Annotated in this window: 19 protein-coding genes; 8 read left to right on the forward strand and 11 right to left on the reverse strand. The window is 44.0% G+C overall.

What is annotated here, in order from left to right:
- Positions 1–13: 13 nt before the first annotated feature.
- The 6 genes from pth to JHD45_RS13245 all read right to left on the reverse strand — a co-directional run bounded on the left by pth (position 14) and on the right by JHD45_RS13245 (position 5,628).
- Entirely contained in the window at positions 14–598 is a 585-nt protein-coding gene (gene pth, locus JHD45_RS13220) for an aminoacyl-tRNA hydrolase (RefSeq protein WP_199476981.1), read from the reverse strand.
- An 18-nt stretch (positions 599–616) separates the two neighbouring features.
- Positions 617–1,195, reverse strand: coding sequence for a 50S ribosomal protein L25/general stress protein Ctc (locus tag JHD45_RS13225; protein ID WP_199476982.1), 579 nt, complete (start codon positions 1,193–1,195; stop codon positions 617–619).
- Positions 1,196–1,262: 67 nt separating this feature from the next.
- Positions 1,263–2,210 carry a ribose-phosphate diphosphokinase gene (locus tag JHD45_RS13230; RefSeq protein ID WP_199476983.1) on the reverse strand — a complete coding sequence of 316 codons (948 nt, stop codon included), beginning with the start codon at positions 2,208–2,210 and terminating at the stop codon, positions 1,263–1,265.
- A gap of 69 nt (positions 2,211–2,279) precedes the next feature.
- Complete coding sequence (ispE, locus tag JHD45_RS13235; protein WP_199476984.1) at positions 2,280–3,134, reverse strand: 4-(cytidine 5'-diphospho)-2-C-methyl-D-erythritol kinase; 855 nt, start codon at positions 3,132–3,134, stop codon at positions 2,280–2,282.
- Positions 3,135–3,139: 5 nt separating this feature from the next.
- Complete coding sequence (gene lolB, locus JHD45_RS13240; RefSeq protein ID WP_199476985.1) at positions 3,140–3,718, reverse strand: lipoprotein insertase outer membrane protein LolB; 579 nt, start codon at positions 3,716–3,718, stop codon at positions 3,140–3,142.
- The gene (locus JHD45_RS13245; protein ID WP_199476986.1) at positions 3,715–5,628 is read right to left on the reverse strand and encodes a tetratricopeptide repeat protein; all 1,914 of its coding nucleotides are present in this window, start codon (positions 5,626–5,628) and stop codon (positions 3,715–3,717) included. Before JHD45_RS13245 ends, lolB begins: the two co-directional genes overlap by 4 nt.
- Positions 5,629–5,850: 222 nt before the next feature.
- Here JHD45_RS13245 and hemA point away from each other — a divergent pair, with 222 nt between their 5' ends.
- The 5 genes from hemA to eno are packed head-to-tail and all read left to right on the forward strand — an operon-like array spanning position 5,851 to position 10,846.
- Positions 5,851–7,125, forward strand: a complete 1,275-nt coding sequence (gene hemA / locus JHD45_RS13250) for a glutamyl-tRNA reductase (protein WP_199476987.1) — start codon at positions 5,851–5,853, stop codon at positions 7,123–7,125.
- Positions 7,122–8,210: a peptide chain release factor 1 gene (gene prfA, locus JHD45_RS13255; RefSeq protein ID WP_199476988.1), complete on the forward strand. Its 1,089-nt coding sequence runs from the start codon at positions 7,122–7,124 to the stop codon at positions 8,208–8,210. Before hemA ends, prfA begins: the two co-directional genes overlap by 4 nt.
- Positions 8,210–9,073 (forward strand): peptide chain release factor N(5)-glutamine methyltransferase, encoded by an 864-nt coding sequence (prmC, locus tag JHD45_RS13260; protein WP_199476989.1) that lies wholly within the window; start codon positions 8,210–8,212, stop codon positions 9,071–9,073. The genes prfA and prmC overlap by 1 nt, the downstream gene beginning before the upstream one ends.
- A gap of 32 nt (positions 9,074–9,105) precedes the next feature.
- On the forward strand, positions 9,106–9,537 hold the full coding sequence (locus tag JHD45_RS13265) for a hypothetical protein (RefSeq protein ID WP_199476990.1): 432 nt from the start codon (positions 9,106–9,108) through the stop codon (positions 9,535–9,537).
- Between the two features lie 19 nt (positions 9,538–9,556).
- Positions 9,557–10,846, forward strand: a complete 1,290-nt coding sequence (eno, locus tag JHD45_RS13270) for a phosphopyruvate hydratase (protein WP_199476991.1) — start codon at positions 9,557–9,559, stop codon at positions 10,844–10,846.
- Here eno and JHD45_RS13275 read toward each other — a convergent pair.
- Together JHD45_RS13275 and yaaA are read right to left on the reverse strand one after the other, a co-directional pair.
- Positions 10,799–11,317, reverse strand: a complete 519-nt coding sequence (locus tag JHD45_RS13275) for an ATP-binding cassette domain-containing protein (protein WP_199476992.1) — start codon at positions 11,315–11,317, stop codon at positions 10,799–10,801. The two genes, eno and JHD45_RS13275, sit on opposite strands and share 48 nt — an antisense overlap.
- A 196-nt stretch (positions 11,318–11,513) precedes the next feature.
- Complete coding sequence (gene yaaA / locus JHD45_RS13280) at positions 11,514–12,296, reverse strand: peroxide stress protein YaaA (protein ID WP_199476993.1); 783 nt, start codon at positions 12,294–12,296, stop codon at positions 11,514–11,516.
- 91 nt (positions 12,297–12,387) lie between these two features.
- On the opposite strand from yaaA, the gene JHD45_RS13285 reads away from it, so the two are divergent.
- The 3 genes from JHD45_RS13285 to JHD45_RS13295 all read left to right on the forward strand — a co-directional run bounded on the left by JHD45_RS13285 (position 12,388) and on the right by JHD45_RS13295 (position 15,320).
- Positions 12,388–12,570 (forward strand): hypothetical protein, encoded by a 183-nt coding sequence (locus tag JHD45_RS13285; protein ID WP_199476994.1) that lies wholly within the window; start codon positions 12,388–12,390, stop codon positions 12,568–12,570.
- 51 nt (positions 12,571–12,621) lie between these two features.
- Entirely contained in the window at positions 12,622–13,530 is a 909-nt protein-coding gene (locus tag JHD45_RS13290) for a hypothetical protein (RefSeq protein WP_199476995.1), read from the forward strand.
- 239 nt (positions 13,531–13,769) lie between these two features.
- Complete coding sequence (locus tag JHD45_RS13295) at positions 13,770–15,320, forward strand: methyl-accepting chemotaxis protein (RefSeq protein ID WP_199476996.1); 1,551 nt, start codon at positions 13,770–13,772, stop codon at positions 15,318–15,320.
- 108 nt (positions 15,321–15,428) lie between these two features.
- On the opposite strand, the gene JHD45_RS13300 is transcribed toward JHD45_RS13295, so the two are convergent.
- Genes JHD45_RS13300 through JHD45_RS13310 form a run of 3 tightly spaced genes read right to left on the reverse strand, consistent with a single transcriptional unit; the run spans position 15,429 to position 18,749 of the window.
- The gene (locus tag JHD45_RS13300) at positions 15,429–16,658 is read right to left on the reverse strand and encodes a heme biosynthesis HemY N-terminal domain-containing protein (protein WP_199476997.1); all 1,230 of its coding nucleotides are present in this window, start codon (positions 16,656–16,658) and stop codon (positions 15,429–15,431) included.
- Entirely contained in the window at positions 16,655–17,995 is a 1,341-nt protein-coding gene (locus JHD45_RS13305; protein WP_199476998.1) for a uroporphyrinogen-III C-methyltransferase, read from the reverse strand. Before JHD45_RS13305 ends, JHD45_RS13300 begins: the two co-directional genes overlap by 4 nt.
- The gene (locus JHD45_RS13310; protein ID WP_325097296.1) at positions 17,985–18,749 is read right to left on the reverse strand and encodes a uroporphyrinogen-III synthase; all 765 of its coding nucleotides are present in this window, start codon (positions 18,747–18,749) and stop codon (positions 17,985–17,987) included. The genes JHD45_RS13305 and JHD45_RS13310 overlap by 11 nt, the downstream gene beginning before the upstream one ends.
- Between the last annotated feature and the right edge of the window lie 7 nt (positions 18,750–18,756).

Consider the following 18,756-nt stretch of genomic DNA (forward strand, 5'->3'; position numbering starts at 1 on the left):
AATAATTAAGTGATTATGCTTTAAAACTGTGCAGCTGATTCATGACAGCATTTAGGTTGCCACCGACAATATCATCAATATAACGCAAAGATTCATCAATCGTTTGCTCTATTTTGCGGTATTCATCTGGGGAGGCTTTTTTAAGAACGTAATTCGCAACTTGACTGGCGTGACCTGGGTGGCCGATACCAATTCGCAGGCGACCAAATTCTCGATTGTTAGCCAGCCTTGCAATGATGTCTTTTAAGCCATTATGACCACCATGACCACCGCCTTTTTTGAGTTTGGCTGTACCGGGTGGAATGTCGAGTTCGTCGTGAATGACGAGTATTTCTTCTGGAGGAATTTTATAGAACTGGCAAACTGCTTGAACCGCTTTGCCGCTTAAATTCATATAGGTGGTGGGAATCAGTAGATAACATTCTTCACCAGCTATAGAAACTTTGCCAAATTGACCAAAAAACTTCTTTTCAGTACGCAAAGAGCATTGGCTCTGACGAGCCAATGCTTCAATCCATTGAGCGCCTGCATTATGACGAGTATTCTCGTATTCGCTACCTGGGTTACCCAGACCAACTAATAATTTGAAACCTGTCACAATGCCGCCTTCAATATCTTAACGTTTTGATTTGTCGATACGACCGATTGGTTGGTTGTGGTCTTCGCCTTTAAGCAAAGCAACCAATTCAACGCCTTCAGGAAGGATTGCGTCAGATAGGTGGAAAATTTGACCTAGCTGACCATCGATAGTGTCAACAATCAATTCTGCTGGAAGGTTGGCTGGTAGGCAGCGAACTTCAGCTAATTTTGCTTCAACAGTCAAGCGACCACCTTGGCTCTTAACACCTTCGCTTTTGGCAGCGTTGATGAATTTAAGAGGAACACGAGTCGTGATGACTTTGTCTTCAGAAACGCGAAGAAGGTCGATGTGCATAACGTCACCTGATGAAGGGTGGCGTTGAAGTGCTTTAACGATCACTTTTTCAGTCGTACCTTCAACAACAATTTCAACAACGCTAGTCAAAAAGCCTGGTGTGCCCACAGCTTTAAATACTTCGTTGTCTTTCATTGCAACAGATTTTGGCTCGACGCCAGCGCCATAGATAACAGCAGGCACTAGGCCTTCGTTACGAAGGCGGCGGCTCGCACCTTTACCTTCATTAGTACGTGCAACGGCATTAAGAGATAATGTCATGATAATTTCCTAGTTAATAATAAATGGTGCCCAGAACTGCGACCCGTTCCGAGCGTTAGTGTTTGGTTTAGGCCCCAAACATAGCGCTGATAGACTCTTCGTTGCAGACGCGACGAACAGCTTCCGCCAAAATGTCGGACATCGACAATTGGCGTATTTGAGGGCAATTCTGCGCCTCTTGTGTCAATGGGATGGTATCAGTCACGACCAACTCATCGAGCACGGAACTTTTAATGTTTTCAATGGCTTTGCCAGAAAGAACAGGGTGTGTACAGTAGGCCAGTACTTTGGCCGCCCCGTGTTCTTTTAATGCTTTTGCGGCGGCGCATAAAGTGCCACCAGTATCACACATGTCATCAATCAGGACGCATGTTTTGCCTGCGACATCACCGATCAAATGCATGATCTGCGCTTCATTCGCACGGGGGCGACGCTTATCGATGATGGCTAAATCTGCATCGTCTAGTAACTTTGCAAAGGCACGTGCGCGCACCACACCGCCTACATCTGGAGAAACAACCGCGATGTTTTCATGGCCTTGGCGTTGCAAATCATCAAGCAGTAATGGTGTGGCATAGACGTTGTCAACAGGGATATCAAAAAATCCCTGGATTTGGTCTGCGTGAAGATCCACGGTCAACACGCGATTAATACCAACAGCAGAAATCATATCCGCTACTACTTTTGCGGTAATCGGGACACGGGCAGATCGTACACGACGGTCTTGGCGAGCGTATCCAAAATAAGGAACAACAGCGGTCACACGGCTTGCAGAAGCACGACGCAGAGCATCTGCCATGACAATCAATTCCATCAAGTTGTCGTTACTTGGTGCACATGTGGACTGGATAATAAAAACGTCTTTACCTCGTACGTTTTCATTGATCTCGACCGTAATTTCACCGTCACTGAATTTACCTACGGTGGCATTTCCAATAGGCAGACCTAGACGGCGAACCACCCTGCGAGCGAGTTCAGGGTTGGCATTACCGGTAAAAACCATCAACTTGGACACTGTGTATACCCTTTGTATTTTGTAGCGATGAATATAGATTGGCTGGGGAGGTTTGTGTAAAAGTGTTGCTTATCCCCTGTTTTGCTCAATCCACTGGTTTAATGCGTAATGAGTTGGGGAAAGGTTGCAGCCCTGACAAACCCAAGCCTGCCATTTTTCGGGAGTCAACGCTTTTACTCGTTCAGCGTCCTGCTTGTGGTTAAATGCGATAAACAAACAAGCCCCCGTTCCAGTCAACTTAGCATCACCATGATTTTTCAACCATAAATAGGCTTCATCGACCTGCGGATTGTGTTTTCTTACAACATTTAAACAGTCATTATGCCCACCCAGCTTCAAGGCGTGCGATATTTTGATCGGAGGGGTGTCTCTTGTCAAATATTTATCGGTAAAAATTTGACCAGTTGAGACATGGCAGTTGGGTTTTAGTAACAAAAAATACGGCGTCTCCAGTTCGACCTTCTGTAAGCGCTCGCCAACCCCTTCAGCAAAAGCAGAATGCCCCATAACAAAGACTGGTACATCGGCACCTAACTGTAATCCAATTTCAGCCAATTCAGGTAATGATAAATGACATTCCCAAAGTGTATTTAGGGCGAGTAGTGTGGTGGCAGCATTAGAACTTCCACCACCAATGCCGCCCCCCATAGGAAGTTGTTTTTCAAGAAAAATATCAGCCCCAAGGGACGTATCTTGACGATGTTTTTGGAGCAGTGATGCTGCTTTATAAATAAGATTATCTTCCAGTGCGACCCCTTCAATAGCAGGTGATAGCCGAATAACATTGTCGTGGTTTATTGCAAAGGTCAGCTGATCACATAAGTCAATAATTTGAAATAGAGTTTGAAGGTCATGATAGCCATTTTTTCGTTGACCAATGATGTGTAAAAAAAGGTTGAGTTTTGCTGGAGAGGGCAACTTCATAACGATTACTGAACCGTCCAATCGGTGATAATTAAGTTAACGCGGTAAGGTGGGCGCGATACCTGCATCGTTTGTGGCAATTGTAAGCCTTCTACTTCAGAGAATTTCTTGTAAGTAATTGTCCAACCATCCTGCTGTAATTGTTCTAGAAGATGAGTTTTGGCGTTACGTTTTGAGTGGTGGGGCGTATACGGGTAAGGTAAGCCACGCATCCAATAGGTGACTTGATTCACCGGAAATTCCCAGCCAAGTTTTTGTTTTAGTAACGATGCAGCATCTTTGCCAATGATGGTTTGATCTTCATAAGCTAGAGTAACTTTTTTGCCATTTATACCACTCAATTTGGTGGCACCTTGGCCAAAAGGGCCATATATATTGAGGGAAAATTTCGTTGGGCTTTCATGCCAATTAAAATTTCCTGAGACGGCGTCATTGGGAGTACGAATACCGACTCTTCCTTCTGTATCCCACTGAGTAATCGCTTGAACGCTTTTAGGCGCAGGTGGCTTTGGGGCCGTTTGAAACATGCTACAAGCCGATAATAAGCTGGCGATAACAGTGACGGCTAAGAAGCGCAAGATCATTGTGTACTTTCCTTTTTCTGAGGTGTGACGTGTTTCTCGATAAGTGAAGGGTTGAGACGTTTGATTGTGTCCATGAGTAAAGGTGATGACTGACGTATTTGTAGGGCCTGTTGCCATATATTATCGGCTTGAGAGTAGTTTTTTTGTTGCCATAGAGATTCTCCTAAATGGGCGGCAATGTCTGAATCCGGATACAGCTGCCAAGCTTGGTTTAGATAGTGTGTGGCTTGTTTTAATTTGCCTTGCATGAAATACCCCCACCCCAAACTATCAACAATTGCTGGGTCTTTCGGGTCGTACTTATAAGCTTCTTGAATGTAATCCATAGCTTGTTTCGTATTCGGGGTTCGAGTCAATAAGGTATAGCCTAACGCATTTAAATACTGAGGGTTGTGTGGTTCTTTAGAGAGTAAAAACTTCAACTCTTTGATGGTGTCGTGCCAGTGATCCATGCCTTCAGCTAAAAGTGCTTTGTGGTATCGCAACGCATTGGATTGAGGGTATTTTTTTAGCGCCTCTGTGAGTAATTGCCAAGATAAATCTGGATGATGTTTTTCTTCATGCAGTTGACTGATCGCAGTGACAACGTCAGAAATATATTGACGTGGCGTGCGCTCTAGGACCATTTTGTTAATGTCTTTTGGTCTTCCTTCATCGTACATCCATAGTGCCATTTGGTTGGTGGCGCTGTTTAGTAGGGCGCCTTTTACATTTTGCATTGCCTGGATGGCAGCTTGTTTGTTACCTGTATGGTAGAGCGCGGTTGCTTTTAGGTAGAGGATTTGATCTTGTAAACCATACTGGTTAGCAGGTAATTGATTTAATGTCTTAAGGGCGAGTTCTGGATATTGATTGGTGAGTAATGTATTGCTGTAGCGAATACCCGTTTGGATTCGTTCTAGCGGTGTAAGCTTAGTGTTCTGATAAACATGCTCAGATTTTTTTAATTGGTGCGTTTGCACTAAAAAATTCAGTAATGGGGTAATGATTTGGGGTTCGCTCGGGTACTTAGTGAAACCTTGTTCTAGGGTCTTGATGGCTTCATTTCGCTTACCTAATTGATCTTGACTATAAGCAAGAATCAAATAGATAGGCGCTTTGTGTAGATGGTTGCTTGCTGATATAAGTTTTTTAGCCAGCGCTGCGGATTCTGTATAATGGCCTTGACTGAAAAGCAGGCGCGCTTTAGTGGCTTGGATAAATTCATTTTGTTTGATTTGGGCAGGTAGCAAGAGAAAGGTGTCAGATAAAGTGCCCATTATTTCATCAGAACGAATGTTCTCATCCGCGTAGACGGGTAAGAAATCAAGCTTAACGTTATGTCTTACAGCGCTCTCCAATAAATTTGCAACGTCTCTAGGGCGTTGGGATTGTGCCAACACTTGAAACTTGAGGGCATAGGCTTGCTGATCCTGCGGTGCTATAGACATGACCAAGTCAGCACTTTTTTCGATGTCTTGTTTATTTTGAGTCGCTGTAGCAATGCGCAGCAAATGTTCTGCTAATGCTGTATTTCTGGTTTGCTCAGTGAGTTTATAAAAAGGCTCGAAGGCTCTCTCCGTGCCTTCTCGTTGCAAGGTGAATTCTGCTTCCAGAACGGCTTTTAAATATTTGTCACTGATTTGCGCTGTTGTTGTATCTTCGGCTGCTTTGGAGGGCTTGTTCCCGGCTTCTTTTGTCGTACTGGTGGTGTCGCCTTTATTTGTTATATTACTTTTAGAGGGAATTGGGGATGTGCCAGATGACGATACCGAGTTGCGATGCTCTTGTGCTACCTTCTGTTGGGAAACAGGTGTCTGACTACAACCTAAAAGCGTTAAGGTACAAAAGACTAATAGGTAAGAAGGTAGCAATCGAATGTGTGTGTATTTCGACGAAACTTTTGTTGCGTAGTGCAAATATGATGGCATGTGCGTTCCCGGTGCGAAATTCATAATGTCCTTATGGTATCTTTAGCTGTGAGGGATGTCAGTACTTACTATAAACTAATCCTATTACATTTATTGAGTCTATGGGGTGCGAAAATAAGCGAATTCCTCGTATAATGTGTGTTCTTTATGTAAAGAGTCGTGTGGGGTGTTTGTTCCTCCTTTCCTGACCTTGATATCTCGACCTTTGAGAAGAGTTTCTGAATGTCACTAATTACAGTGGGTGTGAACCACAAAACAGCGCCAGTTGCGATTCGTGAGCGTGTCGCTTTTGCTCCCGAAAAAATGATTGACGCTTTGTCGTCTTTGGTTTCCGGGAAAAAAGCGTCAGAAGCCGTCATCGTCTCTACGTGTAATCGTACGGAATTGTACTGTTCTATCGAAAATGATGCCGATGTTGAGAGTATTGTCCGTTGGTTAAGTGAATACCATCAAATTGATTTTGAAGAACTTAAGCCGTATTGCTACGCTCATCTTAACGATGATAGCGTGCGCCATATTATGCGTGTTGCATCAGGGTTGGATTCGTTGATTCTTGGTGAACCGCAAATTTTGGGGCAGGTCAAATCCGCTTATGCCGTGTCTAAAGAGGGGGAGTGCATAGGGCCAGACCTACAGTCTCTTTTCCAACGAACCTTTTCTGTTGCTAAACGGGTGCGCACTGATACGGCCATCGGCGAAAATCCCGTGTCTATTGCGTTTGCAGCAGTCAGTTTAGCACAGCGTATTTTTGCTGATGTCAGAGACAATACAGCGCTGCTAATCGGGGCGGGTCAAACCATTGAGCTGGTGGCTCGACACCTAAAAGAGCAAGGCGTGAAGCGTATCATTGTTGCGAACCGCACTTTGGCCCGGGCTCAGTGCTTGGCAGATGAATTAGGTGCTGAAGCCATTTTACTGGGAGATATTGGCGATCATTTATCTGAGGCGGATATCGTTATTTCTTCAACGGCGAGCCAACTGCCCATTATTGGTAAGGGCTTGGTTGAAAAGGCTATATCAAAACGTCGTTTTGCACCTATGCTGTTAATTGACATTGCTGTGCCTAGAGACATTGAGCCAGAAGTTGAGGAGGTGAGTGATGCCTACCTTTATACAGTGGATGATTTGCATTCAGTGATTGAAGAAAATGTGCGAGCAAGGCAAGATGCCGCGCAAGCTGCTGAATTGATCATTGAGGAAGGCGTTGACACATTCCGACGTGCTGTTGAATCAAGAAAGGTGTCGGACTTAATTGTACAGTACCGACGCTCGGCGGATGAAATAAAAAACGCAGAATTAGAAAAAGCATTGAAAGGTTTGGAGTCCGGCCAATCGCCAGAGCAAGTGATTAATAAGCTTGCACATGGTCTGATGAATAAATTGATTCATTCCCCGACGCGCTATTTACGGGATGCCGGAGCCGAATCAAATCAAGAAGCATTAACCATTGCCGCAAATGTATTGGGCCTAAATGAAGATAAAGATAATTTAAAATGAAAGATTCGATCAAGTTTAAGTTAGAAAGTTTGTCTGATCGTTATGATGAATTGGCCGCTTTATTAAGCGACGCCGAGGTGATTATGGATCAGGATCTATTCCGCTCCTACTCAAAAGAATATGCCGAGCTGGAGCCTGTGGTAAATTGTTTCAATGAATACCAGCAAGTGGAAGAGAATTTAGCAGAAGCTGAGCTGATGATGACGGACCCAGACCCTGATATTAAGGAAATGGGGTTAGAGGAAATGAAGTCTGGTGAGCAACAAAAAGAGACATTGCAGCTGGCTTTACAAAAGCTGTTATTGCCGAAAGACCCAAATGATTCGCGTAACGTCTTTCTAGAAGTACGGGCAGGGACGGGGGGGGACGAAGCCTCTATCTTTTCTGGCGACTTATTCCGTATGTACTCTCGTTATGCAGAGACGCAACGATGGAAAGTCGAAGTCATTAGTGCAAGTGACGGTGAGCATGGTGGTTATAAAGAGATTATTGCTCGAATAGTGGGTGAGGGGGCGTATTCTAAACTGAAATTTGAGTCTGGTGTACACCGAGTACAACGGGTGCCGGCTACCGAATCTCAAGGACGTATCCATACTTCTGCCTGTACTGTGGCTATTATGCCGGAAATGGATGAGGTAGCAGATATTGTGATTAATAAAAATGATCTGCGTATAGATACCTTCCGTGCTTCTGGTGCGGGTGGTCAGCACGTCAACAAAACCGACTCAGCGATTCGTTTGACTCATATCCCCACCGGTGTGGTGGTGGAATGCCAAGAAGAACGCTCGCAACATAAAAACCGTGCTAAAGCTATGTCACTGCTGGCTTCTCGCCTGCTAGCAGCTGAACAAGAGAAAGCGGCAAGTGAACAATCTGAAACGCGTAAATCTTTAGTGGGCAGTGGTGACCGTTCTGAACGTATTCGAACCTATAACTATCCTCAAGGTCGTGTTACTGATCACCGCATTAATTTAACTTTGTATAAATTAGATGAGATCGTAACAGGCGATCTAGATGTGCTGATTAACCCGCTGGTGAACGAGTTCCAAGCTGAGCAGTTGGCCGCTCTAAGTGGCGATAATTAATGGCAGGGTTGCGAATTGATGAACTCTTGAAAGGCGCTTACGAGCGCCTTCGTTTTGTGTCTGATACCGCGCAACTGGATGCTCAGTTGCTATTAGCCCATGTCTTGGGTGTGACGACTGCCTACTTTTATACTTGGCCAGACAAGCGGCTGAATGAAAAAGTGTCGGCAGAATTTGAGGCGCTGCTAAAAAGGCGAGAGCAGGGTGAGCCGGTTGCCTATTTAATTAAGCAACAGGCATTCTGGTCATTGTCGCTAGAGGTCGCCCCCTGTACTTTGATTCCAAGAGCGGATACAGAATGTTTAGTAGAAACGGCTCTGTCGCTTATTAATCCCCGTGAAAAGCTGCGAATTTTGGATTTAGGCACTGGGACAGGCGCCATTGCGTTGGCGCTGGCATCGGAATGCCCTAATGCTCAAGTGGTGGGGGTTGATCTGATTGATGAATCAGTAGCGCTTGCTCGGCGTAATGCGGAGAAAAACCAGCTGATTGTCGACTTTCGGCAAAGTTGTTGGTTTAGCGTATTGGAAGGCAGTGAACTGGAAAGTCATGAGTTGTTTGATTTGATCGTCTCCAATCCTCCCTATATTGATCCTAATGATGCGCATTTATCCCAAGGGGATGTGCGTTTTGAACCTAAAAGTGCACTGGTTGCAGGGAATCATGGTCTTGCGGATATTGAGCATATTATCGAGACCGCGCCACGCTTTCTTAAGGTTGGGGCCTATTTGTTGTTAGAGCATGGTTATGATCAATCGCAAGCGGTACAAGCCCTGTTTGAAGCAAAAGGATATGGTTGTATTAAGACGTATCAAGATTTGGGTGGAAACGACAGGGTGACGGTAGGTTGCAGAGAAAGTTAGAGAGAAGAGTTCTAATATAGAAGGAAGTCGTTATGACCTACTATCGCCAAGCCCTAGTTCTTGCTCACGATGCAATTGATGGAGAAGTTTTACTCACTCATGGCTGCAAAATGGCTCATGCTCTGGGAACAAAAATTACCATTGGCCACATTCGCTCTGACTACCGAGAACTGCAGTATCTCAACGATAATACCATTGTTGATAAGCAATCCAAGCATGTGATTGAAGCCAAAGAAATGTTCTCAGAACTTACCAAAGACATTGATTTTCCGGCTGGAATTGAAAAACTGGTCAGCATTACTCGGTTTAAATATATCGACCATCTCATCAGCGAACGCCAAATCGACCTTTTAATCGTCGGTCATAAAAACCGTCTATTTGGTGTTTTATCATCCTATTCGTTTGAGTTTATTAATCGCATCGATATCGATGTGTTGATGCAACATATTCACAGTAAAAAATAAAATCCTTAATGGAGGCTTTATGAATAACCAGATTCAGCAGATCACCGCCCGTGAAATACTTGACTCTCGTGGTAACCCTACCATCGAAGTCGACGTGTTTGATACGGCAGGGCGAAGTGCTCGTGCATCTGTGCCATCGGGAGCCAGCACAGGCTCTCGCGAAGCTATTGAATTTCGTGATAATGACAAAAGTCGTTTTGGCGGCAAAGGTGTTTTACAAGCAATTGAACACATCAACCAAACCATTGCTCCGGCGTTGATTGGCTGCGATGCCCGCCAAATGCGCCAGATTGACGCCAAGATGATCGAATTAGATGGGACTGAAAACAAAGCTAAACTTGGTGCGAACGCCATTTTAGGTGTGTCCTTGGCTTGTGCCCGACTGGGGGCTTTGCAATCCGATTTACCACTGTACCAATATCTTGGCGGCACTGGTGCCAACCTGCTACCGGTCCCCTGCATGAACATTATTAATGGTGGCGTACACGCCCGCTGGCAGGGTGCTGACTTTCAGGAATTTATGATTGCACCTTGGGGCGCAGGTAGTATCAGCGAAGCCGTTCGTTGGGGCAGTGAAGTCTATCAAGCCTTGCGCAATGTACTTAAAGAAAAAGGACTCTCAACAGGGATCGGTGATGAAGGTGGTTTTGCACCGCAAGTTAAATCAAACCGTGAACCACTTGAGTACATTGTCCAAGCGATTGAAGCCGCTGGCTTTAAACCCGGAGAAGATGTTGCAATTTGCATAGATCCAGCTTCTAGTGAGTTCGCTGAGAACGGGATTTACACCCTAAAAACAGAAAATGCCAAACTGAACGCCACGCAGATGAGTGACTACTATGCGAAGCTGATCGATGATTTTCCAGTGGTTCTGCTTGAAGACGGTTTAGCCGAAGATGACTGGGAAGGTTGGAAAGTTCTGTATAATAAACTCGCTGGGCGCGTTGAACTCGTCGGTGATGACATATTTGTAACCAATATTACCTATATTCAACGGGGGATTGATGAACAACTGGCCAATTCTGCCCTAATTAAATTAAATCAGATTGGTTCACTGTCTGAAACCTTCGATGCTGTCAACCTGTGTCATCAAAACAACTGGGGCACATTTATCTCCCATCGCAGTGGCGAAACCACCGACAGTTTCATCGCTGATATGACCGTTGCCATGCGCGCCGGACACCTCAAAACAGGCGCACCATGTCGTGGTGAACGTGTGGAAAAATACAATCAGCTTATGCGGATTGAACAACAATTAGGCTCAGCTGCAGTCTTTGCTGGGAAAAACGCCTTTATCCGCAATTGCTAAAAATTGAGCCACCTGAGCATTAGCCGGGTTGGTTTGTAACTCTTGAGGCGGGCATTGTTGAATGACCCGCCCTTGTTCTATAAATGCAAACACATTGGCGATCGCACAGGCATCACTAAATTGGTGGGTCACCAATAACACCGCCAGTAGGTGCTCACTGGCCAGATTGCGAACCAACGTTAAACAATCCGCCCGCAAGACCGGATCCAGTGTGCTAAATGGTCCATCGAGTAACAAAATCGGCCGCTGACGAAGCAATGCCCGAGCTAACGCTGCCCGTTGATTCTGCCCTCCGGAAAGAGCACCAGGATAACTGGCCAGCCACTGCGCGATACCTAATTGCTCTGCAATCTTATCAATATGCGCTTGTTCATGACGATCAAGCTTTAATCGACCATTAATTCCTAGCGCTAAATTCTGCTGAACCGTCAAATGCTCAAATAAATTATGCTGCTGAAACAAACTGCTCACAGGCCGCTTGGCTACCAGCAGCTCCAGAATCGATTGTCCCTACCACAGCAGCACTCCAGAGGCTGTTTCAAATTCAGCAATCATTGCCAGCCACGTCTTTTGGTTGTTGGTTATTGCTGCTGACAGTATTGTCCTTAAAAAGCCTTTTCAGACAGATCATGGAAAGGCTTTCTTGTTTCTGATGGAGGTTACTTTTTTACTTTTGTGGTTGAGCGCTTTCTGGGCGAATAAATACTGGAACCTGGCTGGTGGACTGGGCGGCATCGTATTGATAGCCATTTACGTTGAAGGCTTTAATGTCTTCGAGTGTTTTACATTGGTTTTGAATTAAGTAACGAGCCATAAGACCTCGCGCTTTTTTGGCATAAAAACTAATGACTTTAAATTTACCATTCTTCTCATCTAAAAAGTTTGGAGAAATCAATGGCGCATTGAGTTTTTTAATATTGACCGCTTTAAAGTATTCATTAGACGCAAGGTTTACTAATAATTCCCCCTCGCTTAGTTGCTCATTGAGCGCGTTGACAATGGTGTCACCCCAAAATTGGTATAAGTTTGTACCTCGAGGGTTTTCTAGGTGAGTACCCATTTCGAGACGATACGCTTGCATCAAATCAAGTGGTTTAAGCAGACCATACAATCCACTGAGTATGCGTAAGTGGTCTTGGGCGTATTTTATCTCTTTGTTGTTTAGGCTATAGGCATCCAGTCCAGTATAAACATCCCCCATGAAGGTATAGATAGCAGGACGACTGTTGTCTTTGCTGTGTGTTTTTTCCCAAGATTGGTAACGCTCGACATTGAGGGTAGCCAACTTATCGCTCAGTTTCATTAAAGACCCCACTTGCGCGGGGGTGTAGGGCTTTATGGTTTCGATCAGTTGTTGGGCGTCGTCCAGATAGTCGGGTTGAGACACTTCATCAACACTTGGTTTGGAGCTTGTATCGAGGGTTTTGGCAGGGGATATTAAAAATTTCATAGACATTCCATCGGTTCAAATGTTGCGTTTGTTAAAGATTATCCATAGAGTGTCGATAGATATCTAGAGTTAATGGTAATAGAGATAGGATATGGCTGATAATCTGATCTACCTCCCCATACACAAAAGATCACCCAAGTGTTCTTTTTATGATGCTATTAGTGATAGAGATCTCATCGAATTGCGAGACGCATTTGATCGTGCGCGAGAGCAATGGCCGCTAGAAATTGCAGAGCTACCGGAAAATAATAAAAAATACGCCCACAAAAAGTAAGTTTGGCTGTAAACTAACCTTCTCTTTGTGTTGACTAAGGTCATTGTTGTTATGTTTGCCTTTCTTATTCGCCATTCCTTGGTTTTTATGTTTCTCTCTGCGGTACTAGGGTTTGCGCTGCCTGATCTCTCTGGTCATTTTTTTGTTTTTCTTCCTTATACCTTGTTTTGCTTAATGACGTTAACCTTGTTGGGTATTAGACAAAATGAGTTGCTGCGTCGATTAAAAAAAATCCGTGTCTGGGGGTATGCTTTTATACACAGTGCTGTTTACATGCTGTTTGTTGGCTGTATTGCAGGCCTTTTTCATTTGGATAAAAATTTACAGCTGGCGATGGTGTCTGTGGCGGCAACGGGCTCTTTATTCGCAACACCTGCGATTGTTAGAGCGCTTGGCTTCGATAGTATTGAAGCCATGGCGATGACCATCGCTTCGACCCTTCTTTTACCTGCCGCTATTTTTATTACCCTGCTGATATATCATTCTGGGCATATATCTCTTGACTTAACGTCTTATATGTCACGGTTGATTATATTTATATTTGGGCCAATGTTTTTTTCATTTGTTATTCACAAAACCATACAGAAAAATACGCTAAATAGTATTTTGAATCGAATTTCTCCTTATACGATATTGTTTGTATTGGCTTTTCCTTTTGGGTTGGTAGGCAGTTTTAGAAAACTGTTCGATGGGAATCCACATGATGCTTTCATTTATTTAATGGTTGCAGTATTGTTATGTTGTGTGTTTTTTATTGTTTCTTATTGGGTTTATAGAAAATCAGGAAAGGAGTTCGCATTAACCGCAGCTATAACTTCGGGCAATCGAAATGTTTTACTAACCTATACTATTGCTGGAGGGCTGTTAGGGCCTGCTTTTTTGCCTCTTGCTGGCGCACTTCAGATACCAACATCGTTATTGCCAGTGGTCACACGTTACCTTTCTCGTAAAATTGGTTAATTTTTGTTGTAAATACTCGAATTAGTTACTTTTTGTTGTAGATGCTTGAAAGCTTTAAGATAGAAGCTAATCTTACGGTGAATTAAATTGTCTCGAGTTGTTTTATTATTCATACAAAAATTAAGTGAATAAGCGACAATAGAAATCATTGTTATTCAAGTTATTGTTATTAAAAAGGATGTTTGTCTTCGAAATGTAAGACTTACAAAGAGAAGAGTGGCTAAATAAGGTCCATACTAATGAGAAACAATACTCCGGTTACAACAAACGAGAAAACCTTTGCCAAAGATGTAAAACTTATCTCCACCACAGATTTAAAAGGCCGTATCACAAATTGCAACAAGGCGTTTTTAGATATTAGTGGATTTGATAAAGAAGAGCTTATTGGCAGTCCTCATAATATCGTTCGTCACCCAGACATGCCAGTTGAAGCATTTGATGTGATGTGGAAGCATTTAAAGCGCGGCGAACCTTGGATGGGGATGGTAAAAAATCGCTGTAAAAATGGTGACTTTTATTGGGTTGATGCTTATGTCACACCCGTTACAGAGCATGGCAAGGTGGTTGGTTATGAATCGGTTCGAACCTTGCCTGATCGAGCGGATGTAGCACGAGCTGAAAAAGTCTACAAAAGAATAAATGCTGGAAAGCGTGTGATGCCACGTGTTGGACTTTCGCTTCCTATGCTGATATTGATTATTGGTGCAGTGCTTGGTGTCGTAGGAGGGCTTGTCGCTGGGCTTTGGGAGGGGATGGCTGTTTTCCTAGCGGCAAGTTTATTGTCGAATGCGTTGCTTTTTATAGGGAGGAACAACTCTGTCAAAACGCTAACACAAAGGTTATCAACTTCGTTTATGCACCCTCTTGCGGCAATTACCTATTCTGATGCATTACTTTCTACTGGTAAGTTGGATGTGGGGATTAAAAGTCTTAGATCGCGTTTAGATGCGGTGTTAACCCGTATTGAAGATGAGTCCAGTAAAGTATTTGATCAGGCAAATATCGGGTATCGGCTGACGGATGAATCGGCACAAAAAATGACGAGTCAACAGCACGAAACGCAAGATGTGGCGGCAGCTATGCACCAAATGACGACGACTATCAGTGAGGTGTCTGCTCATGTGCAAAGTACTGCTGACGGAGCAAAGGAAACCTCAGACTCCGCACAAGAAGGCAGAAAAGTAATTGAAGAGACACGTCACTCCATTGAAGCATTGAGTCAAACCGTTAATGAAATCAGTGATACCGTGGAAGAGTTATCTGATCGCTCGGAGAAAATCGCTCAAGTGGCACAGATGATTGATCAAATTGCTGAGCAGACGAATTTATTAGCACTGAATGCGGCTATTGAAGCGGCTCGCGCCGGTGAGCATGGTCGTGGATTTGCTGTAGTCGCGGACGAGGTGCGTCAGTTAGCGCAACGAACACAAGGCTCGACACAAGAGATTCATGACATCATCGAAGTATTGAGACAAAGCGCTAAACAATCAGTTGCAAAAGCCAATCAGGGTAAAGTTGGGGCGGAAAAAGGGGTGCAGCAAATGTTAGCGGCGGAAGCTTCATTAGTGTCTATTGTTTCTGGTGTCTCTGGAATTGCGGATATGGCGAATCAGATGGCGGCAGCCGTAGAGGAGCAAGCCCATGTATCGGAGGACATCAATCAGCAAATCGTCCGTATCTCTAATTTGGCAACCGAAAGTTTAGATAAGGCAAACAGTTCTTCGGAAAGTATTCAGATGTTGCTGACTATTTCTTCAGACTTGCATGAGTTGGTGACTCGCTTTAAGTAAATGTATTCATGATCTTCTAAGGACAGAGGTACTGTTATATGGAAAGGGTTAAAAACTAAAAAGCCGAGTTGGATCACAACTCGGCTTTTTACTGAGACATAGTTGAAACTAAGGTAAAGGGAGAGGTTTTAAGCGCTCACTAGCCTGATTCATGCTCATCATCACAATGTTCTGACTGCCTTTCGCATCCCCCATTGCTTGAAGTAAGCGACTCAGCTCAGCCATTGCTTCGCTATTTGCATTTAAGTTAAACGCGTTTTCATAGTAGTCTTTGGCTTTGCCCCATAAACGAATAGATTGACTTAATCGCCCACAAACAAGATACAGGTTTGAGCTACGTGGCTCTTTCTTAAGCCAATTTTCGCAGTTGTTTAACAGTTTGTTGCTATTGAGCTCGCGTAAGTTGCCATATTCGTAGATGAGTTCTTCTGACCATCTTTTGTTTAAGCTTTGACGGATAAAGGACTCTGCTTTTTCTTCGTCTTTAAAGGCAATGAGTGTTTGGGCATATAGCTTGCGCATATGATCGTCTTGGGACAGTGAGTCGAGTTTATTCCATAAAGACTCGACGTCCGAGACGAGCGACTTATTACTCTCACCAAGCTTATTGCGGAACTTAATTTTTTCCAAAAGAGCCAAAAAGGCATTACGCTCTAAGTCCAGCATATTTTCTTCATCGAAAATCCCCTCTTTTTTTAGCGTCGGTGTGAGGCTGAGTAAGGCATCCCAATCTTTTAATTTGGTATAGACTGATACCAACATTTTTAAGATCTGCCTGTGTTTTGGTTTGATTTTTTGTAATCGTAACAGAGAGGCGAGGGCGCCTTCGTAATGTTTTTGTCGAATTTGAATTTGACTTTGTGCAAAGCCGATGGCGAATTCTGCCTCCGGTGTGGATTGGTGAGCTGTACGAAGTAGCGCTTTAGAACGTTCATGCTCTTCTTGTTCACTGGCAGCATAAGCAGCGCCAATATAGTTGATAAGTGGATAGGAGGCATTTCCTGCACTACTGGTTAGTAATTTTTCGGCTTTTTTCCAGTTTCCGCCGACCAGTTCCAACATGCCGCGAATCGTGTTTTTAGCGGCACGTTTATGGGCTAAGTTGTCAGTAATTTTAGACAGTGAGCTGCTGGGCCTTAGGGCAATAAACAAAATCTTTTTTACCCAACCCAATACAAACAGCGCAATAATGATTGCCGCCACTAACACCCATAAACTGGTTTCGACGGTCACACCATTATAAGCAATTAGCACATAGCCGCTGTCTTGGCGCATTAGCAATCCAATCACCCCGCCAACGACCATCATGATAACAAGGATAAATAAAAGTTTTCTCATGCTTTCGCTCCTTGATCACTTTGATTTTTTGGGGAGCTTTGAGTTGCAGGGGGAGCGATATTTTGTTTGCTTGTTTCTGTTGCCGGAGGGGCTGAGTCCGCAGGCGTGGTTGATTCTACAGGAGTTGAATCTTGTAGTGGTTTTTGAGGTTGTTCTGTGGATTGGGTCCTCTCATTCCAATTCTTCATAAGTGTTTTCATTGCTTCAAGGGAGTCATTAGGTTGTGGCAGATCTGGTGCTGGGTTCACTTGTTGCAATGACGTAATGCTGGCCAAGAAGGCAATAACCTGTTGTGATTTCGTATCAAAATGTTCTGTAACGGCTTTGGCGACACGAGAAAGAGCATTTTGGTAGATTTTTGATTCGCCTTTCACCATGGCGACTTGTGCTACATCAAGTTGCAGTTGCAAACCTGTTACCAGTTGTTGGTATTCGGTTGGCGGTAATAAGGTTTTAATGGGGGTATGATCGTAGTTGATAATGACTAGCGATTTTAACGACTGCCAAAGTTCGCTTAATACACCAGTGACTTTGTCTGTTATTTTTTGAGATTGTGGTTCTGTATTGTTCGCTTGATGATCTTGTTGCCAAGCTTTAGACGGTTCCCGTTGAGGAAGCTGACTAACTTGGTCATACAGCGCATCTAGCTGCAAGTAGCGGCCTTGCAAATCAAAGTGTCGCGTTGATTTAAGCGCCTGAATGTCTTTTGCGATGGCTTTGCGAGCGGCAAAAAACATGGGATCTTGCAGTTCAGCTAAAATCGAGTCAGCGCTGGACAATAAGCCAATGGCTCCTTTTACGTCGGATTCCAAAAGAATGCGCTGGTTGGCAAGGCGAACAAGGTATTCTGCTTCTGCTAATTTCCAGTCTTCTTTTGTATTGTTGTGAATTCGGCTTAATTGTTTTTGGATGGTTTTAATTTGTTGGCTTTGCTGGCTTTGTTCGCTAACCACTTGCTCTGTTTGCTGTTTAATTTGTTGCTCTGTTTGAACAACTTGACTGGAAAGCGTGTTGATTTGAGAGCGTGATTGGTTATAGGCAACAAGCTGATCGTTTATCTTATCCTGTTGCTGCTGTAACTGTGCAATGGCTCCAGCGGGATTATGGTGTTGAGCTTGATAAAACAGCCAACCGCTTGCTGATAACGAGGCAAGAGAGATGACAATACTAGCGCTAAGCAGTGTTTGATTCATTGAAAATGTGTTCTTTTCTCTTTGTGAGTTCTGCTCTTCACGTTTTCTGTCACGGGCCTTTTGGGCACCAGATCGAGTATCTTCTGGCAGCACCTTAGAGGGTTGGCCGTTTTCTTCCAAGTTGGTTTTGTTGTTATCTGTCATTCTTATTTCCTATGTGAAGTTCCGTCGCTGAGATGAGGCTTTGGTCATCGGCACCATTAGCGCATTTTGCCTGTTTCCAGCCCATTTCTATTGCTAGGTCGTTTACTCTAGCACTCGGAGTTAGGATGGGAAGCGCTTTTAGCTCAGGTTTAAATTGTTCAGTATAGCTGTTTAAATTGTCCAAGCTTTCACCACTGGTGATCCAAATAAGATCAATGTCAGGGAGCATAAGAAACGTTTGAGCAACATAAGAAGGTTGTTGTCTCTGATATAAGGACAAGTATTGTATACTCGCCCCCCGTTTTATTAACTGATCTCCGAGCTCCGTTCTCCCGCCTTCCCCTTTAATAATGAGCACTTTTTGGTCGCGCATTTTGACAGGTTTCAGCCATTCTAGCAGTGCCTCAGAGGTATGACCTGGATTGGCAATGGCTGGAATTCCTTGCTCCTGTAATGCTTTAGTTGTGCCCTTGCCAATGCCAATCCAATGGATGCCTTCGGGGATCATTGGCCAGCAGTCATCTAGCCATTCAACACCAAAGCGCACGGCATTTTTGCTGACGAAGATGACATAATGGAACTCATCTATATTAAAGACAAGAGAGCGAATGGCGGCGACTTGATTAGGCTCAGTAAGGGGCGAAATAGAGAGCATCGGAAGAGGGACGGGTAAATAACCATGTTGCTTAGCTCGTTGACAGCTTAGGCTGTTCTCTGGCTCAGGGCGAGTGATTAAAATGCTTAGCTTATTCACCTGTTTA

This window comes from Marinomonas spartinae (assembly GCF_016461715.1).
GTDB classification, from domain to species: domain Bacteria; phylum Pseudomonadota; class Gammaproteobacteria; order Pseudomonadales; family Marinomonadaceae; genus Marinomonas; species Marinomonas spartinae_A.